This is a genomic window from Crenobacter intestini (genome assembly GCF_004919095.1).
GTDB classification, from domain to species: Bacteria; Pseudomonadota; Gammaproteobacteria; order Burkholderiales; family Chromobacteriaceae; genus Craterilacuibacter; species Craterilacuibacter intestini.
The window spans coordinates 64,876-87,809 of sequence record NZ_STGJ01000006.1; the positions used below are offsets into that span (position 1 = coordinate 64,876).

Annotated in this window: 21 protein-coding genes; 9 read left to right on the forward strand and 12 right to left on the reverse strand. The window is 68.2% G+C overall.

Annotated features, from left to right (window positions below):
- Window positions 1–102 precede the first annotated feature (102 nt).
- The 3 genes from E5K04_RS06675 to E5K04_RS06685 are packed head-to-tail and all read left to right on the forward strand — an operon-like array spanning window position 103 to window position 2,646.
- Window positions 103–999 carry a LysR family transcriptional regulator gene (locus E5K04_RS06675; RefSeq protein WP_136552240.1) on the forward strand — a complete coding sequence of 299 codons (897 nt, stop codon included), beginning with the start codon at window positions 103–105 and terminating at the stop codon, window positions 997–999.
- Window positions 1,000–1,034: 35 nt separating this feature from the next.
- Window positions 1,035–1,781 carry a pseudouridine synthase gene (locus E5K04_RS06680; RefSeq protein WP_136552242.1) on the forward strand — a complete coding sequence of 249 codons (747 nt, stop codon included), beginning with the start codon at window positions 1,035–1,037 and terminating at the stop codon, window positions 1,779–1,781.
- Window positions 1,782–1,797: 16 nt separating this feature from the next.
- The gene (locus tag E5K04_RS06685) at window positions 1,798–2,646 is read left to right on the forward strand and encodes a 23S rRNA (adenine(2030)-N(6))-methyltransferase RlmJ (RefSeq protein WP_136552244.1); all 849 of its coding nucleotides are present in this window, start codon (window positions 1,798–1,800) and stop codon (window positions 2,644–2,646) included.
- On the opposite strand, the gene E5K04_RS06690 is transcribed toward E5K04_RS06685, so the two are convergent.
- The 3 genes from E5K04_RS06690 to E5K04_RS06700 all read right to left on the reverse strand — a co-directional run bounded on the left by E5K04_RS06690 (window position 2,643) and on the right by E5K04_RS06700 (window position 6,538).
- A complete protein-coding gene (locus E5K04_RS06690) occupies window positions 2,643–4,361 on the reverse strand; it encodes a putative bifunctional diguanylate cyclase/phosphodiesterase (protein ID WP_168929171.1) in 1,719 nt (572 codons plus the stop codon). The two genes, E5K04_RS06685 and E5K04_RS06690, sit on opposite strands and share 4 nt — an antisense overlap.
- Window positions 4,358–5,983, reverse strand: a complete 1,626-nt coding sequence (locus tag E5K04_RS06695; protein ID WP_136552248.1) for an acyl-CoA dehydrogenase family protein — start codon at window positions 5,981–5,983, stop codon at window positions 4,358–4,360. The genes E5K04_RS06690 and E5K04_RS06695 overlap by 4 nt, the downstream gene beginning before the upstream one ends.
- A 96-nt stretch (window positions 5,984–6,079) precedes the next feature.
- Complete coding sequence (locus E5K04_RS06700; protein ID WP_136552250.1) at window positions 6,080–6,538, reverse strand: LapA family protein; 459 nt, start codon at window positions 6,536–6,538, stop codon at window positions 6,080–6,082.
- A 238-nt stretch (window positions 6,539–6,776) separates the two neighbouring features.
- Between E5K04_RS06700 and ahpC the strand changes: the two genes are divergently transcribed.
- The 3 genes from ahpC to E5K04_RS06715 all read left to right on the forward strand — a co-directional run bounded on the left by ahpC (window position 6,777) and on the right by E5K04_RS06715 (window position 9,657).
- Window positions 6,777–7,340, forward strand: coding sequence for an alkyl hydroperoxide reductase subunit C (gene ahpC / locus E5K04_RS06705; RefSeq protein WP_136552252.1), 564 nt, complete (start codon window positions 6,777–6,779; stop codon window positions 7,338–7,340).
- Window positions 7,341–7,444: 104 nt separating this feature from the next.
- Entirely contained in the window at window positions 7,445–8,998 is a 1,554-nt protein-coding gene (gene ahpF, locus E5K04_RS06710; RefSeq protein ID WP_136552254.1) for an alkyl hydroperoxide reductase subunit F, read from the forward strand.
- A 296-nt stretch (window positions 8,999–9,294) separates the two neighbouring features.
- A complete protein-coding gene (locus E5K04_RS06715) occupies window positions 9,295–9,657 on the forward strand; it encodes a hypothetical protein (RefSeq protein ID WP_136552256.1) in 363 nt (120 codons plus the stop codon).
- Window positions 9,658–9,725: 68 nt separating this feature from the next.
- Here the strand turns inward: E5K04_RS06715 and E5K04_RS06720 are convergent, their stop codons facing one another.
- The 6 genes from E5K04_RS06720 to hemP all read right to left on the reverse strand — a co-directional run bounded on the left by E5K04_RS06720 (window position 9,726) and on the right by hemP (window position 15,828).
- The gene (locus E5K04_RS06720) at window positions 9,726–10,511 is read right to left on the reverse strand and encodes an ABC transporter ATP-binding protein (protein WP_136552258.1); all 786 of its coding nucleotides are present in this window, start codon (window positions 10,509–10,511) and stop codon (window positions 9,726–9,728) included.
- Window positions 10,504–11,460, reverse strand: coding sequence for a FecCD family ABC transporter permease (locus tag E5K04_RS06725; RefSeq protein WP_136552457.1), 957 nt, complete (start codon window positions 11,458–11,460; stop codon window positions 10,504–10,506). Before E5K04_RS06725 ends, E5K04_RS06720 begins: the two co-directional genes overlap by 8 nt.
- Window positions 11,461–11,500: 40 nt before the next feature.
- Window positions 11,501–12,292, reverse strand: a complete 792-nt coding sequence (locus E5K04_RS06730; protein WP_136552260.1) for a heme/hemin ABC transporter substrate-binding protein — start codon at window positions 12,290–12,292, stop codon at window positions 11,501–11,503.
- The gene (locus E5K04_RS06735) at window positions 12,285–13,331 is read right to left on the reverse strand and encodes a hemin-degrading factor (RefSeq protein WP_136552262.1); all 1,047 of its coding nucleotides are present in this window, start codon (window positions 13,329–13,331) and stop codon (window positions 12,285–12,287) included. The genes E5K04_RS06730 and E5K04_RS06735 overlap by 8 nt, the downstream gene beginning before the upstream one ends.
- Before the next feature lie 37 nt (window positions 13,332–13,368).
- On the reverse strand, window positions 13,369–15,594 hold the full coding sequence (locus E5K04_RS06740; protein WP_136552264.1) for a TonB-dependent hemoglobin/transferrin/lactoferrin family receptor: 2,226 nt from the start codon (window positions 15,592–15,594) through the stop codon (window positions 13,369–13,371).
- Window positions 15,595–15,666: 72 nt separating this feature from the next.
- Window positions 15,667–15,828 (reverse strand): hemin uptake protein HemP, encoded by a 162-nt coding sequence (hemP, locus tag E5K04_RS06745; protein ID WP_136552266.1) that lies wholly within the window; start codon window positions 15,826–15,828, stop codon window positions 15,667–15,669.
- 153 nt (window positions 15,829–15,981) lie between these two features.
- Here hemP and hutW point away from each other — a divergent pair, with 153 nt between their 5' ends.
- From hutW to E5K04_RS06760, 3 genes are read left to right on the forward strand one after another with little or no spacing between them, the layout of a single operon-like run.
- Entirely contained in the window at window positions 15,982–17,295 is a 1,314-nt protein-coding gene (gene hutW, locus E5K04_RS06750; RefSeq protein WP_136552268.1) for a heme anaerobic degradation radical SAM methyltransferase ChuW/HutW, read from the forward strand.
- Entirely contained in the window at window positions 17,292–17,792 is a 501-nt protein-coding gene (gene hutX / locus E5K04_RS06755; RefSeq protein ID WP_136552270.1) for a heme utilization cystosolic carrier protein HutX, read from the forward strand. Before hutW ends, hutX begins: the two co-directional genes overlap by 4 nt.
- The gene (locus E5K04_RS06760; protein ID WP_136552272.1) at window positions 17,789–18,424 is read left to right on the forward strand and encodes an NAD(P)H-binding protein; all 636 of its coding nucleotides are present in this window, start codon (window positions 17,789–17,791) and stop codon (window positions 18,422–18,424) included. Before hutX ends, E5K04_RS06760 begins: the two co-directional genes overlap by 4 nt.
- Here E5K04_RS06760 and idi read toward each other — a convergent pair.
- From idi to E5K04_RS06775, 3 genes are all read right to left on the reverse strand, one after another.
- Complete coding sequence (gene idi, locus E5K04_RS06765; RefSeq protein ID WP_136552274.1) at window positions 18,396–18,914, reverse strand: isopentenyl-diphosphate Delta-isomerase; 519 nt, start codon at window positions 18,912–18,914, stop codon at window positions 18,396–18,398. The two genes, E5K04_RS06760 and idi, sit on opposite strands and share 29 nt — an antisense overlap.
- Before the next feature lie 324 nt (window positions 18,915–19,238).
- Window positions 19,239–20,465: an argininosuccinate synthase gene (locus E5K04_RS06770; protein WP_136552276.1), complete on the reverse strand. Its 1,227-nt coding sequence runs from the start codon at window positions 20,463–20,465 to the stop codon at window positions 19,239–19,241.
- 418 nt (window positions 20,466–20,883) lie between these two features.
- Window positions 20,884–22,830 carry an aminotransferase class I/II-fold pyridoxal phosphate-dependent enzyme gene (locus tag E5K04_RS06775; RefSeq protein WP_136552278.1) on the reverse strand — a complete coding sequence of 649 codons (1,947 nt, stop codon included), beginning with the start codon at window positions 22,828–22,830 and terminating at the stop codon, window positions 20,884–20,886.
- Window positions 22,831–22,934: the final 104 nt, after the last annotated feature.

Sequence of the window (22,934 nt, forward strand, 5' to 3'; positions counted from 1 at the left end):
TCATGGGCCGGTAGACCGAGCCCACTGACATAAGTTCATGTTAGCGGAGATGATTGAATGATAAAATCGGATAATTTCTGAGAATAAATCCGAGTTTTTCAGATGATAGAGACCCTGAACTACCACCACCTGCGTTACTTCTGGGCCGTCGCGCGCGAAGGCAGCGTCACCCGCGCCGCCGAAAGGCTGGGCATGAGCGCGCAGACCGTCAGCGGCCAGGTGTCGCGGCTGGAAGCCGCGCTCGGGCAGGCACTGTTCACGCAGGTCGGCCGCACGCTGGAACTGACCGAGGCCGGCCGTGCCGCGCTCAGCTACGCCGACCAGATCTTCCTCTTGGGCGAGCAGCTGACCGACGCGCTGCGCGACGCGTCGCTCGAGCGTACGCTGCGCCTGAGCGCCGGCGTCGCCGACGTCGTCCCCAAGACGGTCAGCTACCACCTGCTCGAACCGGCGCTCACCGCAACCGACGCCCTCAGGCTGACCTGCCGCGAGGGGAGCTTTGACGAGCTGCTGAACGAGCTGGCGCTGCACCGGCTGGACATCGTGCTCTCCGACCGTCCGGCGCTGGCCGGACAGGCGCAGTTCGAGTCGCACCTGCTCGCGCGCTGCCGGGTCGGCATCTACGGCACGCCGGAATTGGCACACCGCTTCCGGCAAGGCTTCCCCGCTTCGCTCGCCGGCGCGCCGCTGTTGATGCCGACCCGCGACAACGTGCTGCGCGGTCAGGTCGAGGCGTGGCTCTCGGAAATCGGCGTGCGCGTGCGGGTAGTCGGCGAATTCGAGGACGGTGCGCTGATGAAGACCTTCGGCGGGCGCGGTTTCGGGCTGTTCCCTGCCCCGTCGTTTGCCAGCGCCGACATCACCGGCCACTTCGGCGTCGAGAAGGTCGGCGACATCGACGGCGTGTTCGAGCAGTACTGGGCGATCGCCAACCGCAAGAAGATCCGCCACAAGGCGGTCGCCGCGATCTGGGCGCAGGGCAGCGACGAGGCGCGCTGATTTCGCGCGCGAGCGCGATCGGCTACAGTGCGCGCATGCTGAACATTCTCCACCTGGATTCGCGGCTTGCCGTCATCGACAAGCCCTCCGGCCTGATCGTCCACCGCTCCGTGCTCGACTGGCACGAGACGCGCTTCGCGCTGCAGCTGTTGCGCGACCAGTTAGGGCAAAGGGTGTACGCGGTACACCGCCTGGACAAGGGCACCTCCGGCGTGCTCGCCTTCGCGCTGGACAAGGACGCGGCGCGCACCCTCGGCCAGGCGTTCGAGGCGCAACAGGTCGACAAGACCTACCTCGCGGTGGTGCGCGGCTGGCCCGACGACGAAGGCCTGATCGATTACGCACTCAGCCGCCGCTACGACGATATCGAGCAGGTGCCGCCCGAAAAACGCGGCGAGGCGCAGGACGCCCGCACCCGCTACCGCACGCTCGCGCGTGCCGAACTGCCGGTGCTGGTCGAACGCTACCCGCAAAGCCGCTACGCGCTAGTCAAGCTCTTGCCCGAGACCGGCCGTCGCCACCAGCTGCGCCGCCACCTCAAGCATATCGCCCACCCCATCATCGGCGACTCGACCTTCGGCCGCGGCGCGCACAACCGCTACTTCGCGTCCGCCTTCGGCGCCGACCGCATGCTGCTGCACTGCGCGCGGCTGACCTTCCCGCACCCGGACGGCGGCACGCTCACCGTCAACGCGCCGGTCAGTGGGCGCTTCGCGCGCGTCATCGGCGAACTTGGCTGGCAGGACGCGCTGGCGGCTGCCTTGCTACAATCCGCCCCCTGAATTTACGGGATACGCCATGCTCAGCTACCGACACGGCTTTCACGCCGGCAACCACGCCGACGTGCTCAAGCACCTGACCGAACTTGCGCTGATCGACTACCTGTCGCTCAAGGGCAAGCCGTTCTGGTATATCGACACCCATGCCGGCGCCGGCGTCTACGCGCTGACCGAAGGCTTCGCCGCCAAGAACGCCGAGTACGCGGGCGGCATCGCGCGGCTGTGGGACGAGACCGACGCGCCCGAGGCGGTGACACGCTACGTCGAGCTGGTGCGCCGGCTGAACACGGACGGCGTGCTTCGCCACTACCCGGGCTCGCCCTGGGTCGCCGCCGAGGCGATGGCCGGCACCGACAAGCTGCGCCTCTTCGAGCTGCACCCGAGCGACGCGCCGCTGCTTGCCGGCAACTTCGACGACCAGAAACGCCGGGTGCAGGTGCAGCAGGCCGACGGCTTCGAGGCGATCAAGAGCCTCTTGCCGCCGCCGCCGCGCCGCGCGCTGACGCTGATCGACCCGCCGTACGAGGACAAGCGCGACTACCAGCGGGTCGCATCGGCGTTGAAAGACGCGCTGCGCCGTTTCGCCACCGGCGTGTACGCGGTGTGGTACCCCTGCCTCGCCCGCCGCGAAGTCGGCGACATGGTCGCCGCCTTGAAGAAGCTGCCGGCGAAGAACTGGCTGAACGTGCGGCTGGATGTTGCAACGCCCGCCGCCGACGGCTTCGGCATGTACGGTAGCGGAATGTTCATCCTCAACGCGCCGTGGACGCTGCCGGCAACGCTCGCCGAAGTGATGCCCTACCTTGCCGGCAAGCTCGCGCTCGATGCGGGCGCGCGCTACGTCATCGAACAGGGCGGCGACCTCTAGGACCGGCTGGGCTCGACCGGCGCAAAGAGTTCGCCTTGGAAACGCCGGCAGCCTGCCCGGCTGAGCAGCGCGTGCTGCGCGGCGGTCTCGACGCCGCGCGCGACCATCTCGACGCGCATCGACTCGGCGAGCGACAAAAAGGCACGGCACAGCGTCGGCGCGCTCTCGCCGTCCATCGCCTCGAACAGCACCCGGCAGTCGACCTTGAACGCGACAAAGGGCTGGTGGCGCAGCGAGAAGAGCGCGGTCAGCCCGCTGCCGAAGTCGTCGAGCACCAGACCCACGCCAACCTTGGCAAGCGCGCACAACCGCTCGCCGACAGCCTCGGGCCGCCTGGCCAATAGCGGCTCGCCGATTTCCAGCTGCAGGCGCGCGGGCGGCACCTCGTGGCGGGCCAGTACGGCGGCGAGTTCGCCGGGGTAATCCGGGTGGTAGAGCTGCGCCTCGCTCAGGTTGACCGCCAGTGTCCACTGCCGGCGCACGGCGTCCCGCTGCCAGCGGGAAAGCTCGGCGCACGCCGCCTCGAGCACCCAGCGCCCGAGCCGGGAGGCTAAGGCACTCTCCTGCACCAATGCCATGATCTCGCGCCCGCGCAACCAGCCATGCTCGGGGTGCTGCCAGCGCAGCAGCGCCTCGGCGCCGGTCACCTTGCCCGCCGCGTCGAACTGCCTTTGCACGTGCAGTTGCAGGGCGCCGTCTTCCATCGCGTCGGCCAGCGCGGCGGCCAGGCGGGCGCGGGCCTCGACCTCGGCCTGCATCTGAGGGTCGAAGAAGCGGATCGCGTGCCGCCCGGCGCGCTTGGCGTGGTACATCGCGAGGTCCGCCCGCTGCAACAGGCTCTCCGGCACCGTCTCGTCGCCTCCGAACAGCGCGACGCCGAGGCTGCCGCCCAGCAGGTGCGCGTGGCCGGACAGCTCGAACGGACGGCACAGTCCGGCCAGGATCTTGCGCGCGACCGCCTCGGCCTGCAGCCCCGCGCCGTGCGCGTCGGGCGCGAGCGCCTCGACCATCACCACGAATTCGTCGCCGCCGATGCGCGCGACGGTGTCGGCGGTACGCACGCAGTCGATCAGCCGCCGCCCCGTCTCGCACAAGACCTGGTCGCCCGCGTCGTGCCCGAGCGTGTCGTTCAGCTGCTTGAAGTAGTCGAGGTCGATATAGATCAGCGCGCCCAGGCGCCGGTTGCGCTGGAAACCGGCCTGCGCGAGCGCCAGCCGGTCGAGCAGCAAGCGCCGGTTGGGCAGGCCGGTCAGCGCGTCGTAGTAAGCGAGGCGGGACGCGCGCTGTTCTGAGCGTTTGCGCTCGGTGATGTCGGCCAGCGCGCCGACCAGCAATACGGGCGTGCCGTCCGCCGCGCGCGCGCCGACGCTGCCGCGCGCCACCAGCCACAGCCACTGCCCGTCGCGGTGGCGGACGCGGAACTCGGTCTCGAAGCGGCCGCTCAAGCGCAGTTGTTCGGCCGCCTCGGCGCCGAGCAGACCGATGTCCTCCGGGTGCACCCGCGCGAGCGCGTCGTCTGCGTCCAGCTCGAACGCGTACGCCGCGTAACCGAACATCCGCCAGCACTGCGCGTCCGCGCGCACCCGCCGGCGCTCGAGGTCGACCTCCCAGCCGCCGACCCCGGCGGCTTGCTGCACCCTGAGGCAGGCGGACAAGCGCGCGCGCAACCGCCCAAGCGGCACGCCCGTCCCCGGCAGAACCCTCGCGCCGCTCACGCGCGCTCCGGGTAGAGTCCGGCGCAAACCGACGTATAGGTGGCCGCGTCGGCGTCCAGCGCGCCAAACAGCGCGCCGCCTTCCCCGAAGCGGCTCGCGACGAACAGGTCGGCACGCGCGCCCGGCGCGCCGCGCCGCATCAGCACGCCCTGCACCAAGAGCGCGAGCGTGCTGGCGACGGTGCGCGCGCGCGCCTCAAGCGCTGCTTCTTCCAGCGAGAGCAGTCGCTGCAACTCGCCCAGCGCGTGCCGCATCGGCTTGTCGGCGGCGACGCCGGCGGCCAGATCGGCCAGCAACACTTCGGCCATTTCCGGCGCCTGGCGCAGCGCGCGCAGCACGTCCAGGCACATCACGTTGCCCGAACCCTCCCAGATCGAATTGACCGGCGCCTCGCGGAAATACCGTGCGAGCGGCCCCGTCTCGACGTAGCCGTTGCCGCCGCACACCTCCATCGCCTCGGCGCAGAGCGCCTCGGCACGCTTGCATACCCAGAACTTGGCCGCCGGCGTCACGATGCGCCGCCAAGCGAGCGACAAGGCGTCCGCCCGCCCGAACGCGGCGGCCAGCGCGAGCGCCAGTCGGCTGGCCGCCTCGGTTTCCAGCGCGAGGTCGGCAAGCACCGCCTGCATCAGCGGCTGCGCAGCGAGCGCGCGGCCGAACGCGTACCGGCAGCGCGCGTGGTGGACGGCCTGCGCGGTCGCGCCGCGCATCAGCGCCGCGCTGCCCAGCACGCAGTCGAGCCGGGTGTAGGTCGCCATCTCGATCAGGGTGCGGATGCCCCGCCCGGCCTCGCCGCACGGCCAGGCCTCGGCGCCGTCGAACACCACCTCGGCGCTGGCGTTCGAGCGGTTGCCGACCTTGTCCTTCAGGCGGGTGATCGCCACACCGTTGCGCGCACCGTCGCGCCGCCAGCGCGGCAGCAAGAAGCACGACAGCGCGTCGTCCGCGTCCGCCTGGCGGGCGAGCACCAGGTGGCCGTCCGCCATCGGCGCCGAATAGAACCACTTGTGGCCGGACAGGCGGTAGCAGCCGTCGTCCGACGCCACCGCGCGCGTCTCGTTGCCGCGCAAGTCCGAGCCGCCCTGCCGCTCGGTCAGCCCCATGCCCAGCACCAGCGCGTGCTTGTCGCGCCACGGGATATCGCGCGGGTCGTAGCCCTCCGCCACCGCCCCCGGCAACCAGGCGACGCCGTAGGCGGACGAGGCGAGCAAGGGCTGTGCGGCGAAGGTCATGGTGGTCGGGCACAGCGCGCCGGCCTCGAGCTGGCCGGCCATGAAGAAGGCCGCGCCGCGCACAAGGAAGCCGTCGGCGTTGCCGCGCTCGGGCATCCGGTGCAGGCCCTCCCTCCGCCACAGCGCCATCAGCGCGTGCCAGGCCGGATGAAAGCGCACCGTGTCGACGCGCTCGCCGCGCGCGTCGTGGCTCACCAGTTGCGGCACGCAGGCGTTCGCGTCGCACGCCCAGCCCGCCGCCTCTTCGCCGGCGAGCACCCGGCCGAACGCGGCAAGGCGGCTGCGCTCTTGTGCGTCACAGCCGGCGAGTACCTGCTGCAACAAGGGGTCGTCGGCCCACGGGTCGGGCAGGCAGTCCGGGACCTGGTTGTTCGGCAAGAAGGCGGGCATGGCGGCATCCATAGGCAGGCGCGTCCGCCGGCATTCGGCGGTGCTGCTCTAAAAATAGCCCTGCCAGCAATAATGACAAGGCGCTAAAAAGAGCGCTCAACCGCCACGCGCCGTGTCGCCGGGTGCGCCGCGGAACAGCCGGTCCTCCAGTTCGCCGACGCTGGCGGCGACGCCGTTGGCGCTCTCGTCGATTTTCTCTGCGAGCCGCGCGAAGCCCTGCTGCTGCGCGTCGGCCTGCTCGGCGAGCGACGCGCTCAACTGGTGCTTGAGTTCGGAAAAGCGCGAGGCTTCGGCCTGCTCGGCCAGCGCGCGCGCGTCGGCGAGCGCGCGCGAATTGCGGCGGGCCTCGAGCAGCACGCCGCCTTGCAGCCAGACGATATAGACGAGGAACAGTGCCGCCTCGATCACGGCGACCCCGAGCAGGATCAGCCCCAGCGGCGCCTGGAAGTGGAAGAAGCCGAAGGAGAGGTCGCTGACGGCGACGATCGCCGGCCAGTTCAGCGCGACAAAGCCAACCGCCAGTACGGCGAACAACAACAGGGCAAACAGCGGCATCGGACGCTCCGGTCAGGCCAGGTGGTGATGACATTCACTTTAGGCGGCCTCCGCGCAGGATGCCCGAACACACGTGGAACTAAAGCTGGAGAAAATATACAATCATTGTATTCCAAAAGACTTATAGATAGACTGTGACTATCAGTGCAATCCAATCAATTAATTGGATTGCAGTATCTGCGCTGCGTAAGATGCACGCATCGAAAGCCAACCGAACCACCCAAAAGGAGAAAACAGCATGATCTCGATCAATTCCGAAGTGAAGCCGTTCACCGCCCAGGCCTTCCACGGCGGCAAGTTCATCACCGTGTCCGACGCTGACCTGAAGGGCAAGTGGTCGGTGGTGTTCTTCTACCCGGCCGACTTCACCTTCGTGTGCCCGACCGAACTGGGCGACCTGGCCGACAACTACGCCGAATTCCAGAAGCTCGGCGTCGAAATCTACGCCGTGTCGACCGACACCCACTTCACCCACAAGGCGTGGCACGACACCTCCGACACCATCGGCAAGATCCAGTACCCGATGATCGGCGATCCGACCGGCACCATCACCCGCAACTTCGGCGTGATGATTGAAGAAGCCGGCCTGGCAGACCGCGGCACCTTCGTGATCGACCCGGAAGGCAAGGTTCAGATCATCGAAGTGAACGCCGGCGGCATCGGCCGTGACGCGCTGGAACTGCTGCGCAAGGTCAAGGCGGCCCAGTACGTCGCCAGCCACCCGGGCGAAGTGTGCCCGGCCAAGTGGAAGGAAGGCGACGCCACCCTGGCCCCGTCGCTCGACCTGGTCGGCAAGATCTAAGCGACCCGCCAAAATCCCGCCGCCCCCCCGGGCGGCCGGGGTTTTCACCGCAAAGCGGCCTCACCCAGGCCGCTTTTCAATGAATGCCCACTGAGGAAACCGTGATGCTCGACGCACAGATCAAGACCCAGCTTGCCGCCTATCTCGAAAAACTGCAGCGCCCGATCGAACTGGTCGCCAGCCTGGACGACAGCGCGAAGGCGCAGGAAATGCGCACGCTGCTGGGCGAAATCGCCGCGCTGTCGGACAAGGTCAGCCTCCGCGACGACGGCCAGCACGCGCTGCGCCCGTCGTTCGGCATCGCGAGCCAAGGCGAAGCGCCGCGCGTCCACTTCGCCGGCGTGCCGATGGGGCACGAGTTCACCTCGCTGGTGCTCGCGCTGTTGCAGACCGGCGGCCACCCGCCCAAGGTCGAGGCCGACACCATCGCCGCGATCCGCGCGCTGCAAGGCCCGCTCAATTTCGAGACCTTCGTCTCGCTGTCCTGCCATAACTGCCCGGACGTGGTGCAGGCGCTCAACCTGATCGCCGTGCTCAACCCGGGGGCGACCAGCACCATGATCGACGGCGCGCTGTTCCAGGGCGAAGTCGACCGCCGCCAGGTGATGGCGGTGCCGACCGTATTCGTCAACGGCGAACACTTCGGCCAGGGCCGGATGGGCATCGAGGAAATCGTCGCCCGCCTCGACACCGGCGCCGCCGGCCGCGACGCGGAAAAACTGGGGGCGAAAGACGCGTTCGACGTGTTGGTGGTCGGCGGTGGCCCGGCCGGCGCTTCCGCCGCGATCTACGCCGCGCGCAAGGGCATCCGCACCGGCGTCGCCGCCGAGCGCTTCGGCGGGCAGGTGATGGACACCCTCGCGATCGAGAACTTCATCTCGGTGAAGGAGACCGAAGGGCCGAAGCTCGCAATGGCGCTCGAAGAACACGTCAAGCAGTACGACGTCGACGTGATGAACCTGCAAAAGGCAACCGGGCTCACCGCGGGCGATCTGATCGAGGTGACGCTGGAGAACGGCGCGGTGCTGAAGAGCAAGTCGGTGATCATCGCCACCGGCGCGCGCTGGCGCGAGATGAACGTGCCGGGCGAGAAAGAATACCGCGGCCGCGGCGTCGCCTACTGCCCGCACTGTGACGGCCCGCTGTTCAAGGGCAAGCGCGTCGCCGTGATCGGCGGCGGCAACTCCGGCGTCGAGGCGGCGATTGATCTGGCCGGTGTCGTCAGCCATGTCACGCTGCTCGAATTCGACAGCGCGCTGCGCGCCGACGCGGTGCTGCAGCAGAAGCTTGCCAGCCTGCCCAACGTGACCGTCGTCAAGAGTGCGCAGACCACCGAGGTGACCGGCGACAACGGCAAGGTGAACGGCCTCGCCTACCTCGACCGCGTCAGCGGCGAGGCGCGCCATGTCGAACTGGAAGGCGTGTTCGTGCAGATCGGCCTGTTGCCGAATACCGACTGGCTCAAGGGCACGCTGGAGTTGTCGAACCGCGGCGAGATCGTCGTCGACGCCCGCGGGCAGACCTCGCTGCCGGGCGTGTTTGCCGCCGGCGACTGCACCACGGTGCCATACAAGCAGATCATCATCGCCATGGGCGAAGGCGCGAAGGCTTCGCTTGGCGCGTTCGACCACCTGATCCGCAGCTCGGCAGGCAACTAAGCCCTGCCCTTCCCGCCAAACCGCCCGCTTAACGCGGGCGGTTTTCATTGCTACCGCCCTCCCGCCCAGGTCCTGCCGAACGCCTGCACAGCGCACGGCCATGCCCGCCGTCTGTGAAATAGTTCACAGCGACTGTCGAGCGCGCAATCTGCGTGCCAAGATGCCGCCCTCCTCATCAGGAACCCTCGCGAAGGTCGCCACCGCGACCGTACGCCAGGATGCACGCGCAAGGCAGGGCCGCGCATCCATGCGCGCAGCCTCCGCATGAACCCAAGCACTCCCCAAAAGGGCTGAACATGAAAAAACTGATCATTCCGCTGTTTGTGGCGGCCTTCTCGATTTTCCCGGCAACAAGCCACGCAGGCTCCGTCGACGGAAAGCTGACCAAGATCCGCGCTTATGAGCAAGGCGGCAAGATCGAATTCAAGTCCCGCGTCCCCAACGTCAGCTTCTCGCTGCGCAAGGGCGACATCCTCAAGGCCATGACCCGCCGCGGCAAGACCCGTGCGGTGGCAGACCTGGAGAAGAACGGCCTGATCATCGACACCGAACGCAAGGCGATGGTGACGCTCGACCGTGTCGGCGACGGCCTGTACATCCGCGGCCGTACCATGACCATGTTTGTCACCGAGCGCGAACTGGAAAACGTCCGCGGCTAAGGCACACGACGCAAAAAAAGGCGCAGCAAGTTCAAACTTGCTGCGCCTTCATGTTTGTCGCCCCTCGCTCAGTCGCGGTGCGCCGCTGCACTCGCCAGTTGCCAGCCGGCCTCGCCGCGGCCGACGGCCAAGGGCCAGCCGTAGACACGGGAGAGCCTTTGCGCGTCGAGGACCATGCAGGGACTGCCGCAGGCGACCAGCCGCCCGCCATCCATCAGCGCAAGGCAGCTTGCGTGGTTGGCGGCCAGTGTCAGGTCGTGCAGCACCTCGACGACGGTGTGCCCCGCGGCGGCCAGCCTTTGCAGCAGCCGCTGCAGCCGGTACTGTTGGCGCAGGTCGAGGTGGTTGGTCGGCTCGTCCAGCAGCAGTACCCGCGCCTGTTGCGCGAGCGCCCGCGCGATGGCCGCGCGCTGGCGCTCGCCGCCGGAGAGCGCGTCGAGCCGCTTGTCCGCCATCGCCTGCAACTCGCACTGTTCGAGCACTTCACCGACCGCGGCACGGTCGGCCGGTTTCGGCCGGGAAAACGGTCCCAGGTGCGGGATGCGCCCCAGCATCACGAATTCGGCGACGGTCAGCGGCAGGCCGGCGGGCACATGCTGTGGCACGTAGGCGATGCGCCGCGCACGCTCGGCGCCGCTCATCGCGTGCACCGGCTCGCCAAACAGCCTCACTTCCCCCCCTTCGGGCGCAAGCAGCCCCGCGAGCAGGCGCAGCAGCGTCGTCTTGCCGGCTCCGTTCGGCCCCAACAGCGCGCATAGCTGCCCGGCGGGCAGCGCAAGGCTGACGCTTGAGAGCACCTCACGCGCGCCCAGGCGCACGCTCGCCGCGTTCACTTCGAAAGCGGTGTCAGCCATCGATCAGGCTCCTTTGCTGGCGGGCGAACATCCAGACGAAAAACGGCGGGCCGGCAAACGCGGCGACCAGCCCGACCGGCAGGTCGACCGGCCACACCAGCGTGCGCGCCAGCGTATCGGCCGCGAGCAGGAACAGCGCACCCGCCCACGCCGAGAGCAGGATCAGCCGGCGGCGGCAGCCGCCGACCAGCACCGCGACCAGGTTGGGCACCATCATGCCGACAAAGCCGATCACGCCGGAGAGCGCGACCGCGCCGCCGGTCGCCAGCGCCGCGCCGATGGCGGCCAGGCGCCGCGTGCGGCGCACGTCGACGCCGAGCGAGCGCGCGGCGTCCTCGCCCAGCAGCAGGCAGTCGAGGTCGCGCGCGATCCACAGCAACAGCAGCAGCCCCGCCAGCGCGGCCGCCGTGCACGCGATAAGGCGCTCGCCGGTCGCCGCGGCGAGGTTGCCGGCCAGCCACGCGCTGGCCGAGCGCAGCGTCAGATCGTCGGACATGAAGAGGATCAGGCTGATCAGCGCGCCGCAGAAGGCGCCGACCACCAGCCCCATCAGCAGCAAGCCGGCAAGGCCGCCGCGCACCAGGCGCGACAGCGCGAGGATCAGCCAGGTCGCCGCAAGGCCGCCGCCGAAGGCCGCCAGCGGCAAGGACAGGCTGCCCGCGCCCAGCGCGAGCACGCACACCACCGCGAGCGCGGCGCCGCTGGAAGTTCCGACCAGCCCCGGGTCGGCCAGCGGGTTGCGGAACAGCGCCTGCAAGGCGGCGCCGCTGGCCGCGAGCGCCGCGCCGACCGTCAGCGCGGTCAGGATGCGCGGCACGCGCAGCGCCTGTGTCAGCGGGTCGGCCAAATCCGGCCAGGCCAGGCCCCCGCCCTGGCTTGAGAGGGCGAGTAGCGGCAGCAGCAGCGTCGCGGCAGACAGGGCCGCACACAGCAGCGCCATCGGCCCCATGCGGGCACCCCCGACCGGTCGCGCAAGCGTCAGCGCCATGTCACAGCCTCCGCAGGCGGTCGACGACGGCCGGGCTATCCAGCGTGACCATCATCGCGTCGCGTGCGCTCATCTCGACGACCTTGCCGCTGCGTCCCGCCGCGGTCGCGGCGATTTCCGGGCGCTTGGCGAACTGCGCGGCACCACCGTGCACCGGCGTGTTGTGCGCGGCCAGCACGATCACGTCCGGCGCGAGCGTGCGCCACGCCTCGCGCGACAACACCTTGTAGCCCTGGATGCCGGCTGCCGCGTTGACGCCGCCTGCGGCAGCGATCAGCGTGTCGGCTGGCGTGCCGCGCCCGGCGACCATCGCGCCGTCGTAGCTGACGAGGTAGCGGCGGGCGGTCGGCTTGCGGGGCGACATCTTCGCCTGCCAGTCGCGCGCCAGCGCGTCGGCCGCGGCGCGCTTGTCGATCAGCGAACCGACCCGGCGGATCGCTTGCGCAAAATCGCTACCATCCTCGGCGAGCGACACCTGCTCGGCGCGTACGCCGACCGCGCGCAGTTGCGGCCACAGCGTCGGCGGCTGCGCCGCGCTGCTGCCGATCGCCAGCGTCGGCCGGCTGCTCGCGATGGTCTCGGCCGACAGCGAGCGCATGAAGCCGATCTCGCTGGCGTGCGCCAACTCACGCATGCGGCTGGCACGGTCGCGGGCGACCACCTCGCCGGAGGCACCGAGCGCGACGACGATCTCGGCGACGTCGCTGGTGAGCACCGCGATGCGCTCGGCCGCGTGCGCGCCGGGGGCGAGCACGCCTGCCGCGAGCGCGAAGGCAAGCAGGCTCTTACGCATCTTCGCCCTCCAGCACCGAAAGTTCGCACAAGAGCTTGCGCCACTCGGGCCGCTCGCTGTGGCCACCCTTGCGCTCGCCGAACAATGTGAGCAGGGACACGCCGGCGGCGTCGAACAGTTCGAGCGAGGTGACGACACCATTCTCGCCCGGCTTGTGGGCGACCCACGCCTCGGTCACCTTGGGCATGTCAAGGTGCAGGCTGAAGGCAGGGTCGAGGATGTTCAGCCAGTTGCCGCGCACCTCGACCCGGTCGATGGTGCCGGTATGGATCTGGATCACCCCGCCGTTGCCGGCAAACGCCATCATCGGCACCCGGGTCGCCGCCACGCGACGCAGCAAGGTCTCGACCGCGTCGGTGCGCACCCGCCACGCCTGGCCGGGCGGCGCGAGGCGGAAGGCCTGGCGACGCGAGAGCCGGTGGCGACGCAGCAGCGAATGGAAGCCGTGCACGTCGCGCAGGGCCAGCCATTCGGCCTGGAACGCCGCCGCGTCGATTTCGCTGTCGGCAAGTTCGGCCGCTGCCGGCGCGGCAGGCTCGGGGCGACACTCGCTGCGCCCGCTGGCAAAGCGCGTGACCAGCGCGTCGAACGCGGCAACGTCGCTGTCCGGGCGCAGGAACACCTTCTGGATCGCGGTGCCGTGCTTGTCGAAGAACTGCAGCGAGCGGCGCTCGCCGCGAGCGTCGTTGGTCACCAGCGCATACGCGTACGCCCAGCCGTAGAGGAAGAAGCGCAGGTCGATCACCTCGTTGATCGCGAGACCGACCTTGCCTTCAAACTGGACGTTGCCGTAGCGCCCGACCAGTTCGTGCACGCAGGCGTCGTTGCGCGCGAGCGCCATCACTTCGCCCAAGGGCTCGATCGCCGAGAGCAGCGCCGGTAAATCCGCCGCATCCAGCGCGGTCGCGCCCGGGTCGGCGTGCACGAGTTCGCACTCGGTGACGCCCAAGTGACACGCGGCGTCGCGCGGGTAGACGCCGGGCACCTGTTCGCGCAGGCGGGCGAGTTGTTCGATCAGGCTCAGGTTCGCCATGTCCATGGTGGTTCTCCTTGTTGCAGGGGGCCGTTCTGCGGCTTCAGAAGTTGTACGAGTAGCTCGCGCTGACGTTGCGGCCGGGCTGGGTGTAGCGGTCCAGCACCGTGTCGTTCGCGGCAAGGCCGCGCACGTCGGCGCTGTTCCAGTACTTGCGGTCGGTCAGGTTGAACACGCCGACGCGCAGCGTGCTGTGGCGGTCGGGTTGCCAGTACGCGGTCAGGTCGAGCGTCGCGTAGCCGGGCGCCTTGAATTGCCCTTCTTCGGCCACGCGGCGCTTTTGCGCGACGGCCTTGACGAAGGCCTCGGCGCCCCAGCTTTCGCTGTCGTAGCGCAGGCCGGCCACCGCGGTCAGCGGCGCGACCGAGTTAAGCGGCCGCTCGTCACTCTGGTTGCTGCCTTGCGCCCAGGCGACGCTGCCGGCGAGGCGCCAGCCCGGGGCAAACCGCCAACCGGCCTTGGCTTCGGCGCCGTGGATGCTGACGCGACCGATATTCTGGTACTGCGACTCGAATGTGCCGGGGAGCCCCGCGCTACCGATGCCGTTGCCGTTGCTGTCGCCCGACAGCGTCACCAGTTCGATGAAGTCGCGGTAGCGGTTGGCGTAGGCGGTCAGCCCGAAGTCGACGTCCGCCCACTGACCCTTGAGGCCGAGTTCGACGCCGCGGCTGGTTTCCGACTTGAGGTGCGGGTTGGCGACCACCTCGTAGCCGTGCGCCTGGTTCGCGTACGCCATGTTCGCGTCGTCAAACGGCGGCGCCCTGAACCCGGTCGAGAACTGCACAAAGCCGGTGTAATGTCCGGCGAACGGCACGGACAGGCCGAACTTCGGCGAGAACGCCTGATCGCTGAACGAAGGCACGGCACCGCCCGGGTTGGCGTTGAGGTAGGCCTGATCGGTGTGGGCACGCATGCGGTAGTAATCCCAGCGCAGGCTGGGCGAGGCGAGCACACCGCCGGGCAGCGCGATCTCGTCCTGCACGAAGACGCCGACCCGGTCGGACGTGCTGTCCGGGAAGGTCTTGCTCGGGAAGGTTTCGCCGCCGACAACATTGCTTGTGCTGCCGTTCGCCTTGATCTCGACCTTTTCGCGCGGGCGGCTGGTCTCGGTGCGGCTCCCGTCCAGCCCCCACACCAAGCTGTGTTCGAGGCCTGCCCAATTGAAACGCTGGCGAGCGTCGAGGCTCAGGCCGCGGCTGGTTTGCTCGAAGCCGTAATCGGAGACGCGGCGCGCGCCGTCGCTGCGCCACTCCAAGCTGTCGTCACTGTTGTCGAGCTTCTGCGCGTACAGCTTGACGTCCAGCTGTTCGAGCGCGCCCAGATCCTTACCCTGCCACGCCAGCGAGACACGGTCGCGGCGGACGGTATCGGTGGCGTCCAGCCGGTCGACACCGGCAACGCTGACAGGCCCCATCTTGCGTGGCGCGGTGCGCGCGCTGACGACGTCGATGTCAGTGCTGCGGCGGTAGTGTTCGAGCGCAAGCTCAAGCCGCTGGCCGGCCAGTGGCTGCCAGCCAAACTTGGCGAGTACGCTGTCGCTCGTCCAGTCCTGCGGGTTGGGGGCGGTGCGCGTCTTGGCGCTGGCGGGCGTGCTCGCGTCGTTGTCGCCCTGGTTACTGGTTTCGTGGCCGCGCCGGTGCGTCGCCAGCAGCATGGCGTCGGTGCGCTCGCCTTTGAGCGCGAGCTTGGCCGAGAGGCCAGCCGAGTCGTCGGCCGACGCGCCAAGAACTTTCACGCCGCCACCGACAGCCTCGCCCGGCGCCAGCAGGTCTTCCGCCTGCAAGGTGCGGTAGCCGACCACCCCGCCGATCGCGTCCGAGCCGTACAGGCTGGAGAACGGGCCCTTGACGATGTCGATCGCCCGCAGCGTCTCCAGGTCGATGTACTCGCGGCCGGAAACAAAGCCGTTGGCGTTGCCGCCGCCGGCGTAGGCGTCGGGCAGACGGATGCCGTCGACCAGCATCAGGATTCGGTTGCCGTCGATACCGCGGATGGTATAGCCGGCGTTGCCGCGTCTGGCCGGGTCGCTGGCGACCTCGACGCCCGGCTCGTACTTGACGGCTTCGGCCATGTCTTCGGCGAGCGTCGCGTCGAGCTTGTGGCGCGACACCACCACGGTGTTGGGTGCCGTCTCGGCGAGCGATTTCTCGCTGCGGTGCGCAGTCACCTCGACCGTTTCCATCCTGTCCAGTTGGACCGAGGTTTCGGCGAAGGCCGGCCACGCCGAGGCGAGGCCGATGAAGAGCGGGGTCAGACGAAAGCGGGCCATGCAAACTTCCTTGTCGGGTTGTTGGCTGGCTCGCGCTGGGCGCTGGCTGGCTGGGCGGGGTGGGCCCCGGGTTTACTTGATCAGGATCAGCTTGTTATTGCTGGTCAGGCGTAGCCGGTAGATTTCGCCGGCGTGCTCGATGGTCACTTCGCGAGCGCGGCCGAACAGCCGCGTGCTTTGCAGATGCGGACTTTCTACCGGCTTGGGCGCCGTGGGCGGTGTCGTGTGGTTCATGCTGTCCCTCGATGATTTTTTCAAATGATAACGATTATCATTTCTCAAGACAACACCAGAAACAACAGTGTTGCAATTGCGACACATTCTCGTTTAGCCTGAAAAAAGCCAGCCGCCGCCAGCCATCCTCACCCCTGAATCGCTGGAGACGAAATGTACGACACCCTGCCCGAGCCCCTGCCCTTCAAAGAGCGCCGCGCGCTGATGCCGATGTGGGGGCAGGCGCCTCTACCTGAAGAGCGCTGGCCGGCAACCTGGCAATCCCTGCAAGGGCAGCCGCTGCCCCGTGACAGCCTCGCCTACGTGCATATCCCGTTCTGCGCGAACCACTGCGTGTTCTGCGGCTTCTACCGCAACGGCTGGAAAGCCGAGACCGCGTCGCGCTACGTGGACCGGCTGATTGCCGAGATCGAGCACGACGCGGCCAGCCGCCAAAGCGGCGGTCAGGTCAGCGCGCTCTACCTGGGCGGCGGCACGCCGACCCTGCTCTCTGCGCACGACCTGGGCCGTTTGCTGCAGGCTCTCAGGGCCAAGCTGCCCTTGAGCGACGACTGCGAGATCACCGTCGAGGGCCGCATCTCGCACTTCGGCGAAGACAAGGTCGACGCCTGCATCAAAGCTGGCGCCAACCGCTTCTCGATCGGCGTGCAGACCTTCGCCACGCACATCCGCCGCCGGCTCGGCCGCAAGCACCCGGGCGACGAAGCCGCCCGCTACCTTGAATGGCTGGCCGCGCACAGCGGCCAGGTCGTCGTCGCCGACCTGATGTTCGGCCTGCCCGGCCAGGACGACGGCCTCTGGCGGCAGGATCTCGCCACCGCCTTGTCGCTGGGGCTCTCCGGCATCGACGTGTACGCGTTCAACCTGATGCCGCAACTGCCCATCGTGCGCATGATCGAAAAGGGCGCGCTGCCGCCGGCCGGCTCGCTCACCGAGCAACTTGCGCAGTACCGCACCGCCTGCCGCGAGTTCGCGCAGGCCGGCTGGGCGCAACTGTCGAACAGCCATTTCGGCGCGCCGTGTGCGCGCGAACGCAACCGCTACAACCTGGCCATCAAGGCCGGCGCCGACTGCCTCGCCTTCGGTTCGGGCGCCGGCGGCAAACGCGGCGCCTTCAGCTACGCGGTCGAACCCGACCTCGAAGGCTACCTCGCATGCCCCGCCAACCAAAAACCCATCGCCCGCCTGGCCCGCGGCGACGCCTCGGGCCAGCTGGCCACGCTGCAAGGCGCGGTCGAAACCGGCCGCATCGCGCTCGCGCCGCTGCCCGCCCAGACGCGGCCACTGATCGAACACTGGGCGGCGCTTGGCCTGCTCACGCTCACCCATGAGCACGCCGAGCTGACCGTCGATGGCCGCTTCTGGGGGCCGACGATGATCCGCGAGTTGGCCGAACGCATCGCCCCGGCCGGCGCGGACCACGCCCGCCCGCTCACCCTTCACCATCCGCTCAAGGAGACCGCATGAACGACACCCCATTCGTACAGATGAAAGAACGCCTCGCTAGGAACCCCGGCGTCGTGCTCGAGAAGCTTGCCGAGGGCAGCAACCTCACCATGGCCCAGCTGATCGAATGCCTGCCTGAGGCGATGTGGCGCAAGGTGGACGGCCGCCATTGCGTGGCCGTACTCGAAGCGCTGCCCGCGCTGGGGGACGTCACCGTGATCATGCACACCGCCGACGGCATCTTCGAGATCGGCGGCGCCTTCCCCGCAGGCGAGACTGGGCACGGCTTTTACAACCTGCACGGCAAACAGGGCCTGCACGGCCACCTGCGTGCCGGGCGCTGCCAGGCGGTCTACCTGGTCGAGCGGCCGTTCATGGGCCGCGACAGCGCAAGCCTTCTATTCGCCAACGGCGACGGCGGGGTGATGTTCAAGGTGTTCGCCGGCCGCGAAGCCGACGGCTCTTTGAAGCAGTCGCAACTCGCCGCACTGCACGCGCTGATGGCGGCCCACGCATGAGCGACGTGCTTGTTTTCGGCGCAAGCGGCAACAGCGGCCTGCTGCTCGCCCTGGCCGCCCGCGAAGCCGGGCTGGACGTCGTGGCGCTGGCCAGGCCCAGGCGCGGCGACGCACTTAAGGCGGCCGGCGTGGCGGTTGTCACTGGCGACGCGTTCAACCCCGAAGACTGCGAGCAAGCACTCGAGGTGGCCAGGCCGCGCCAGGTGGTCAGCCTGCTCGGCGGCAAATCGGCGGATGGGCGGCGGGTGGACGAAACCGGCAACGTCAACGTGATCGCCGCCTGCGAGGCTGCCGGCGTCGAACACGCGCTGCTGGTGACCAGTTTCGGTTGCGGCGAGCTCTACCCGCTGCTTTCGGTGCAGGCGCAGGCGATGCTGGGCGAGGCGATCCGTGCGAAGACTCGGGCCGAGGCGCGCTGGCGGGCCGGTCCGCTGACCACCACCTTGCTGCGCCCCGGCGGCCTGAGCAACTCGGCGGGCTGCGGGCGCTGGCAGTTGCACGACGGCGCAGACGGCAGCGGTGCACCGCTGCCGCGCGCCGACCTTGCGCTGGCCATCCTCGCGTTGCTGGCCGACCCGGCACAGCACGGGCGCACGCTGTGCGTCAGCGGCACGCCGGCTGACGCCGGCTGAGCGTCGCGTGGATCAGGGCGAACCACGGCGTGAAATGTGCGGGATGCGCAGAGAGTTCCTCGCCAAGCGCGTCCGGCGCGACCCAGCGCCACGCGTCGACTTCGTCGGGATTGGGGCTGGGATCTCCCTCGAAGCGTCCGGCAAACACATGGTCGAACTCGTGCTCGATCAGGCCTTCGGGTGGGATCGTCGCCCGGTAGACAAAGCTGTACTCGAAGCCGAGCGGACAATCGAAGCCCATTTCGAAGGCGAGGCGCGCGTGCGCGGCCGACAGGGTGTCCTCTCCCACCAGCGGATGGCTGCAGCAGGTGTTCGACCACAGGCCGCCACCGTGATACTTGACGGCGGCACGCCGCTGCAACAGCCAGCGCCCCGCACGATCGAACACCTGCACCGAGAACGCGCGGTGCAACAGCCCCGCCTCGTGCACTGCGAGTTTTTCTCCCGTCCCCAGCGGCCGGTCATGCTCGTCTACCAGGATCAGCGCCATGGCCAGCACCCCACGTAATATTTCGTCATTAATAGGCTTAGGTGACACCCCTATTTGTCTTACCACGGAGACAGACAAGAATCATGGGAAAACGGTAGCGGAACGCAGGCTGCGTTCTGCTACCGTTGAACCGTCTGCTGCTCGGGAACAAGCCGTATGGCGCCTGTGCGCCTAACTGGGGACTCGCCTGCTGGAGACGACCGCCAGCGGGGCCGATGTGCTCGTTGGCAGACTCCCCGCCGAGGTCGGTGCCGGTAGCGAAGCCCTCTGCACAAACGAAGAAAGCCCGCCGGTCCGGCGGGCTTTTCCTGTCAAGACGGCGTCTTAGCCGCGCTTGAGCTTGGCGTTGGCGGCGATGCGCATCCTCAGCGCGTTCAGGCGGATGAAGCCTGCGGCGTCAGCGTGGTTGTACGCGCCGCCATCTTCGTCAAAGGTCGCGATGTTCGGGTCGAACAGTGAGTCGGTCTTCGATTCGCGGCCGACGACGATCACGTTGCCCTTGTACAGCTTGACGCGCACCCAGCCGTTCACCGTCTGCTGGCTCTCGTCGATCATCGTCTGCAGCATGTGACGCTCCGGGCTCCACCAGTAGCCGGTGTAGATCAGCTTGGCGTACTTGGGCATCAGCTCGTCCTTCAGGTGCGCGACTTCGCGGTCGAGCGTGATCGACTCGATCGCGCGGTGCGCCTTGAGCATGATGGTGCCGCCCGGGGTCTCGTAGCAGCCGCGCGACTTCATGCCGACGTAGCGGTTCTCAACGATGTCGAGGCGGCCGATGCCGTGCTTGCCGCCCAGCTGGTTGAGCTTGGTGAGCACCTGCGCCGGGCTCATCGCGACGCCGTTGATGGCGACGATGTCCCCCTTGCTGTACTCGAGCTCGACATACTCGGCCGCATCCGGCGCGTTCTCCGGCGAGTTGCTCCACAGCCACATGTCTTCTTCGGGCTCGGCCGCCGGATTCTCCAGCGCCAGGCCCTCGTAGGAGATGTGCAGCAGGTTGGCATCCATCGAGTACGGGCTTGCGCCGCTCTTGCGCTTGCTGATGTCGATGCCATGGGTCTCGGCGTAGGCGAGCAGCTTCTCGCGGCTCAGGAGGTCCCACTCGCGCCACGGCGCGATCACATGGATGTTGGGCTGCAGCGCGTAGTAGCCCAGCTCGAAGCGCACCTGGTCGTTGCCCTTGCCGGTCGCGCCGTGGCTGACCGCGTCGGCGCCGACCTGGCGGGCGATCTCGATCTGCCGCTTGGCGATCAGCGGGCGCGCGATCGACGTGCCCAGCAGGTACTCGCCCTCATAAATGGTGTTGGCGCGGAACATCGGGAACACGAAATCGCGCACGAACTCTTCGCGCAGATCGTCGATGAAGATGTTCTCGGGCTTGATGCCCAGCGCGACCGCTTTCTGGCGTGCGGGTTCGACTTCCTCGCCCTGGCCGATGTCGGCGGTGAAGGTCACCACCTCGCACTGGTAGGTATCCTGCAGCCACTTGAGGATGACGGAGGTATCGAGGCCACCCGAGTAGGCGAGGACGACTTTCTTGATGTCAGACATAGTGCTTCTTTCTTCCGGTTTTTCCTGTTGCCGCCGGCCGTGGTACGGCTAGGTGGCGGCTGACTCATGCTTGTTCGGTTCGCCCGGCAAAAAAGGCCGGACGGCGGGCAAACTTCAGTCGAGCGCCGCGGGCAGTCCCGGCAGCGAACAACAGCATTCGCCCGCGGTGCTTCGTCGCACCTGACGCCGTGCGCGTACGCACGGTGCCGCCGCCGGGGCCGGGGTGCCGATAAGCTGGGTTTGCCAGACAGGTTTCATCAGGTTTCCAGAAAAACACCGCGTCAGCGCGCTACGCGGCCCGACGGTGAGCATCTATTTGAACGGGTGTCGCCAGCAAAACCAATGTCATGTTTTACATTTTTGCGACACCGATATATGTATACTAAATCCATCTGCGTCGCAAGCCTTTATGACGTATTTATCTTGGCCTAACCCGTTCAAGCTCGGCCACGCTCAGCACGCGAACCGCCTCCTCGCCTTGCACGCTGGCCATTCCGTGGATCTCGACCCCCTTCTGCCGCTTGATCAGCCGGGCGAGGTACACCAGCACCGCCTCGTCTATCAGCTGGCCGGGCACCAGCACCGGGATACCCGGCGGATACGGGACAATCTGGTCGCACGACACCCGCCCGATCAGCGCCTGGTTTGGCCGGCCGTCGTCGTCGAGCAGTGTGAGGCGTTCGCCCGCCTCGTAGAACGCGTCGCGCGGCAGGCAGGCAAGCTGTGTGAACGCCGGCATTTCGGGCAGCCTGGCCACTTCGAGCGGTGGCCGAGCCTCGCGCGCGAGGCGGCCGAACGCGTCGCACAGCCGCGTCACCTTGCTCTTGGTCGTGCCTATGGTCAGCAACAGGGTCAGCGTGTTGAAGGTGGTCTTCTCGACCTGGATGTTGAAGCGCTCGAACAGCGCGCGCTGCAATTCGTCGGCGCGCCAGCCGCAGCGCGAGATGTCGACCGTCAGCTTGGTCGGGTCGAGCCGTACGCCGTCGCCGCGGATCTCGTCGGGCAGCAATTCCTCCATCTCGAGCACGCGGAACACGCCGGTGCCGTCGATCTTGCGCTTGAGTTCGGCGGCAAGCTTCAGCGCCCGCGACAGCAGCCGGTAGCCCTCCATCACCGCCTGGCGGCGGGCGACGTCGAGGCTGGCGATCAGGCCGTACTGCGGGCTGGTCGACGCGTGCATGTTGAAACACTCGCGGAACAGGTGCGCGTCGAAGTCGGGGTCCTGGACATGAATCATGCTCGCCTGCGAAAACGCCGAGAGCACCTTGTGCGTGCTCTGCGTCGCGTAGTCGGCGCCGGCTTCCATCGCGGTCGGGCGCAGTTGCGGGTGAAAACGCGCGTGGCCGAACCACGCCTCGTCGATCACGACCTTGATGCCGGCCGCGTGAGCGGCCTCGATCAGCGGCGCCAGATCGTAACGCAGCCCGTCGTAGGTGCACGAAGTGAGGATCAGCGCCTTCGCCTCGGGGTTCGCCTCGATCGCATCAAGAATGCGCGCCTTGGGCACCGGGCCGAAAATGCCGTAGCGGCGGTTCAGCGACGCGTCCAGATAGACCGGCCGCGCGCCGGAGAGGATCACCGCGTGATGCACCGACTTGTGGCAGTTGCGGTCGAGCAGCAGCACGTCGCCCGGCGAGAGCAGCGACTGCAGGATCACCTTGTTGGCGGTCGACGAGCCGTTGGTCGCGAAGAAGGTCTCGCGCGCGCCGAACGCCTTGGCCGCGCGCGCCTGCGCCTCCAGGATCACGCCGGTCGGGTGCAGCAGCGAATCGAGTTCCGGCACCGATACCGACAGGTCGGCACGCAGCATGTTCTCGCCAACAAAGTCGTGGAAGTCCTCGACCCACGGGCTGCCCAGCAGTGACTCGCCCCCCGAATGCCCCGGCGTGTGCCACGCGTCCTTCGCCATCGCCACATACTCGCGCAGCGCATCGTAAAACGGCGTCGCCGAACGCTCGGCCATCTCGGCGCTCAGGATGCGGAACCAGCCGGCAAAATCGGCCTCGTCCCGGTAGAAGCAGCCGGAGAGCTCGACCGGCGACAGCAGCTCGGCCTCGCCCTCCTCCTCGTCGCCGGCGAGCACCAGGTAGAACGACAGCTCCGGGCGCAGCGCCCACAGCGACTCGATCAGGGCCATCGCCGGGTCGGCGCCCACACCTGCCAAGGCGTGGTCGACCAGCACGCCCTGCACCTCGCCGTCGCCCTCGATCAGCGACTGCACCTCGGCACGGCTGCTGCACGCGGCAAAACACAGCCCAAAAGGGTTGGCCAGCCTGGTACCGGCCTTTTGCAGCGCCTCGCAGGCGGCGGCGGCCCACGCCGCGTCCTGGCTGACGATCGCGATCCGGCAATTGATGGACGACATGGTTTTTGCTCCCCTGCGGCGCTTCGGCGCCGCATCTTATTGTCATGAACAGCTACTGTAACCGCATGCCGGCGGCGCGTCATTTTGCAGCCGCACATCGCACA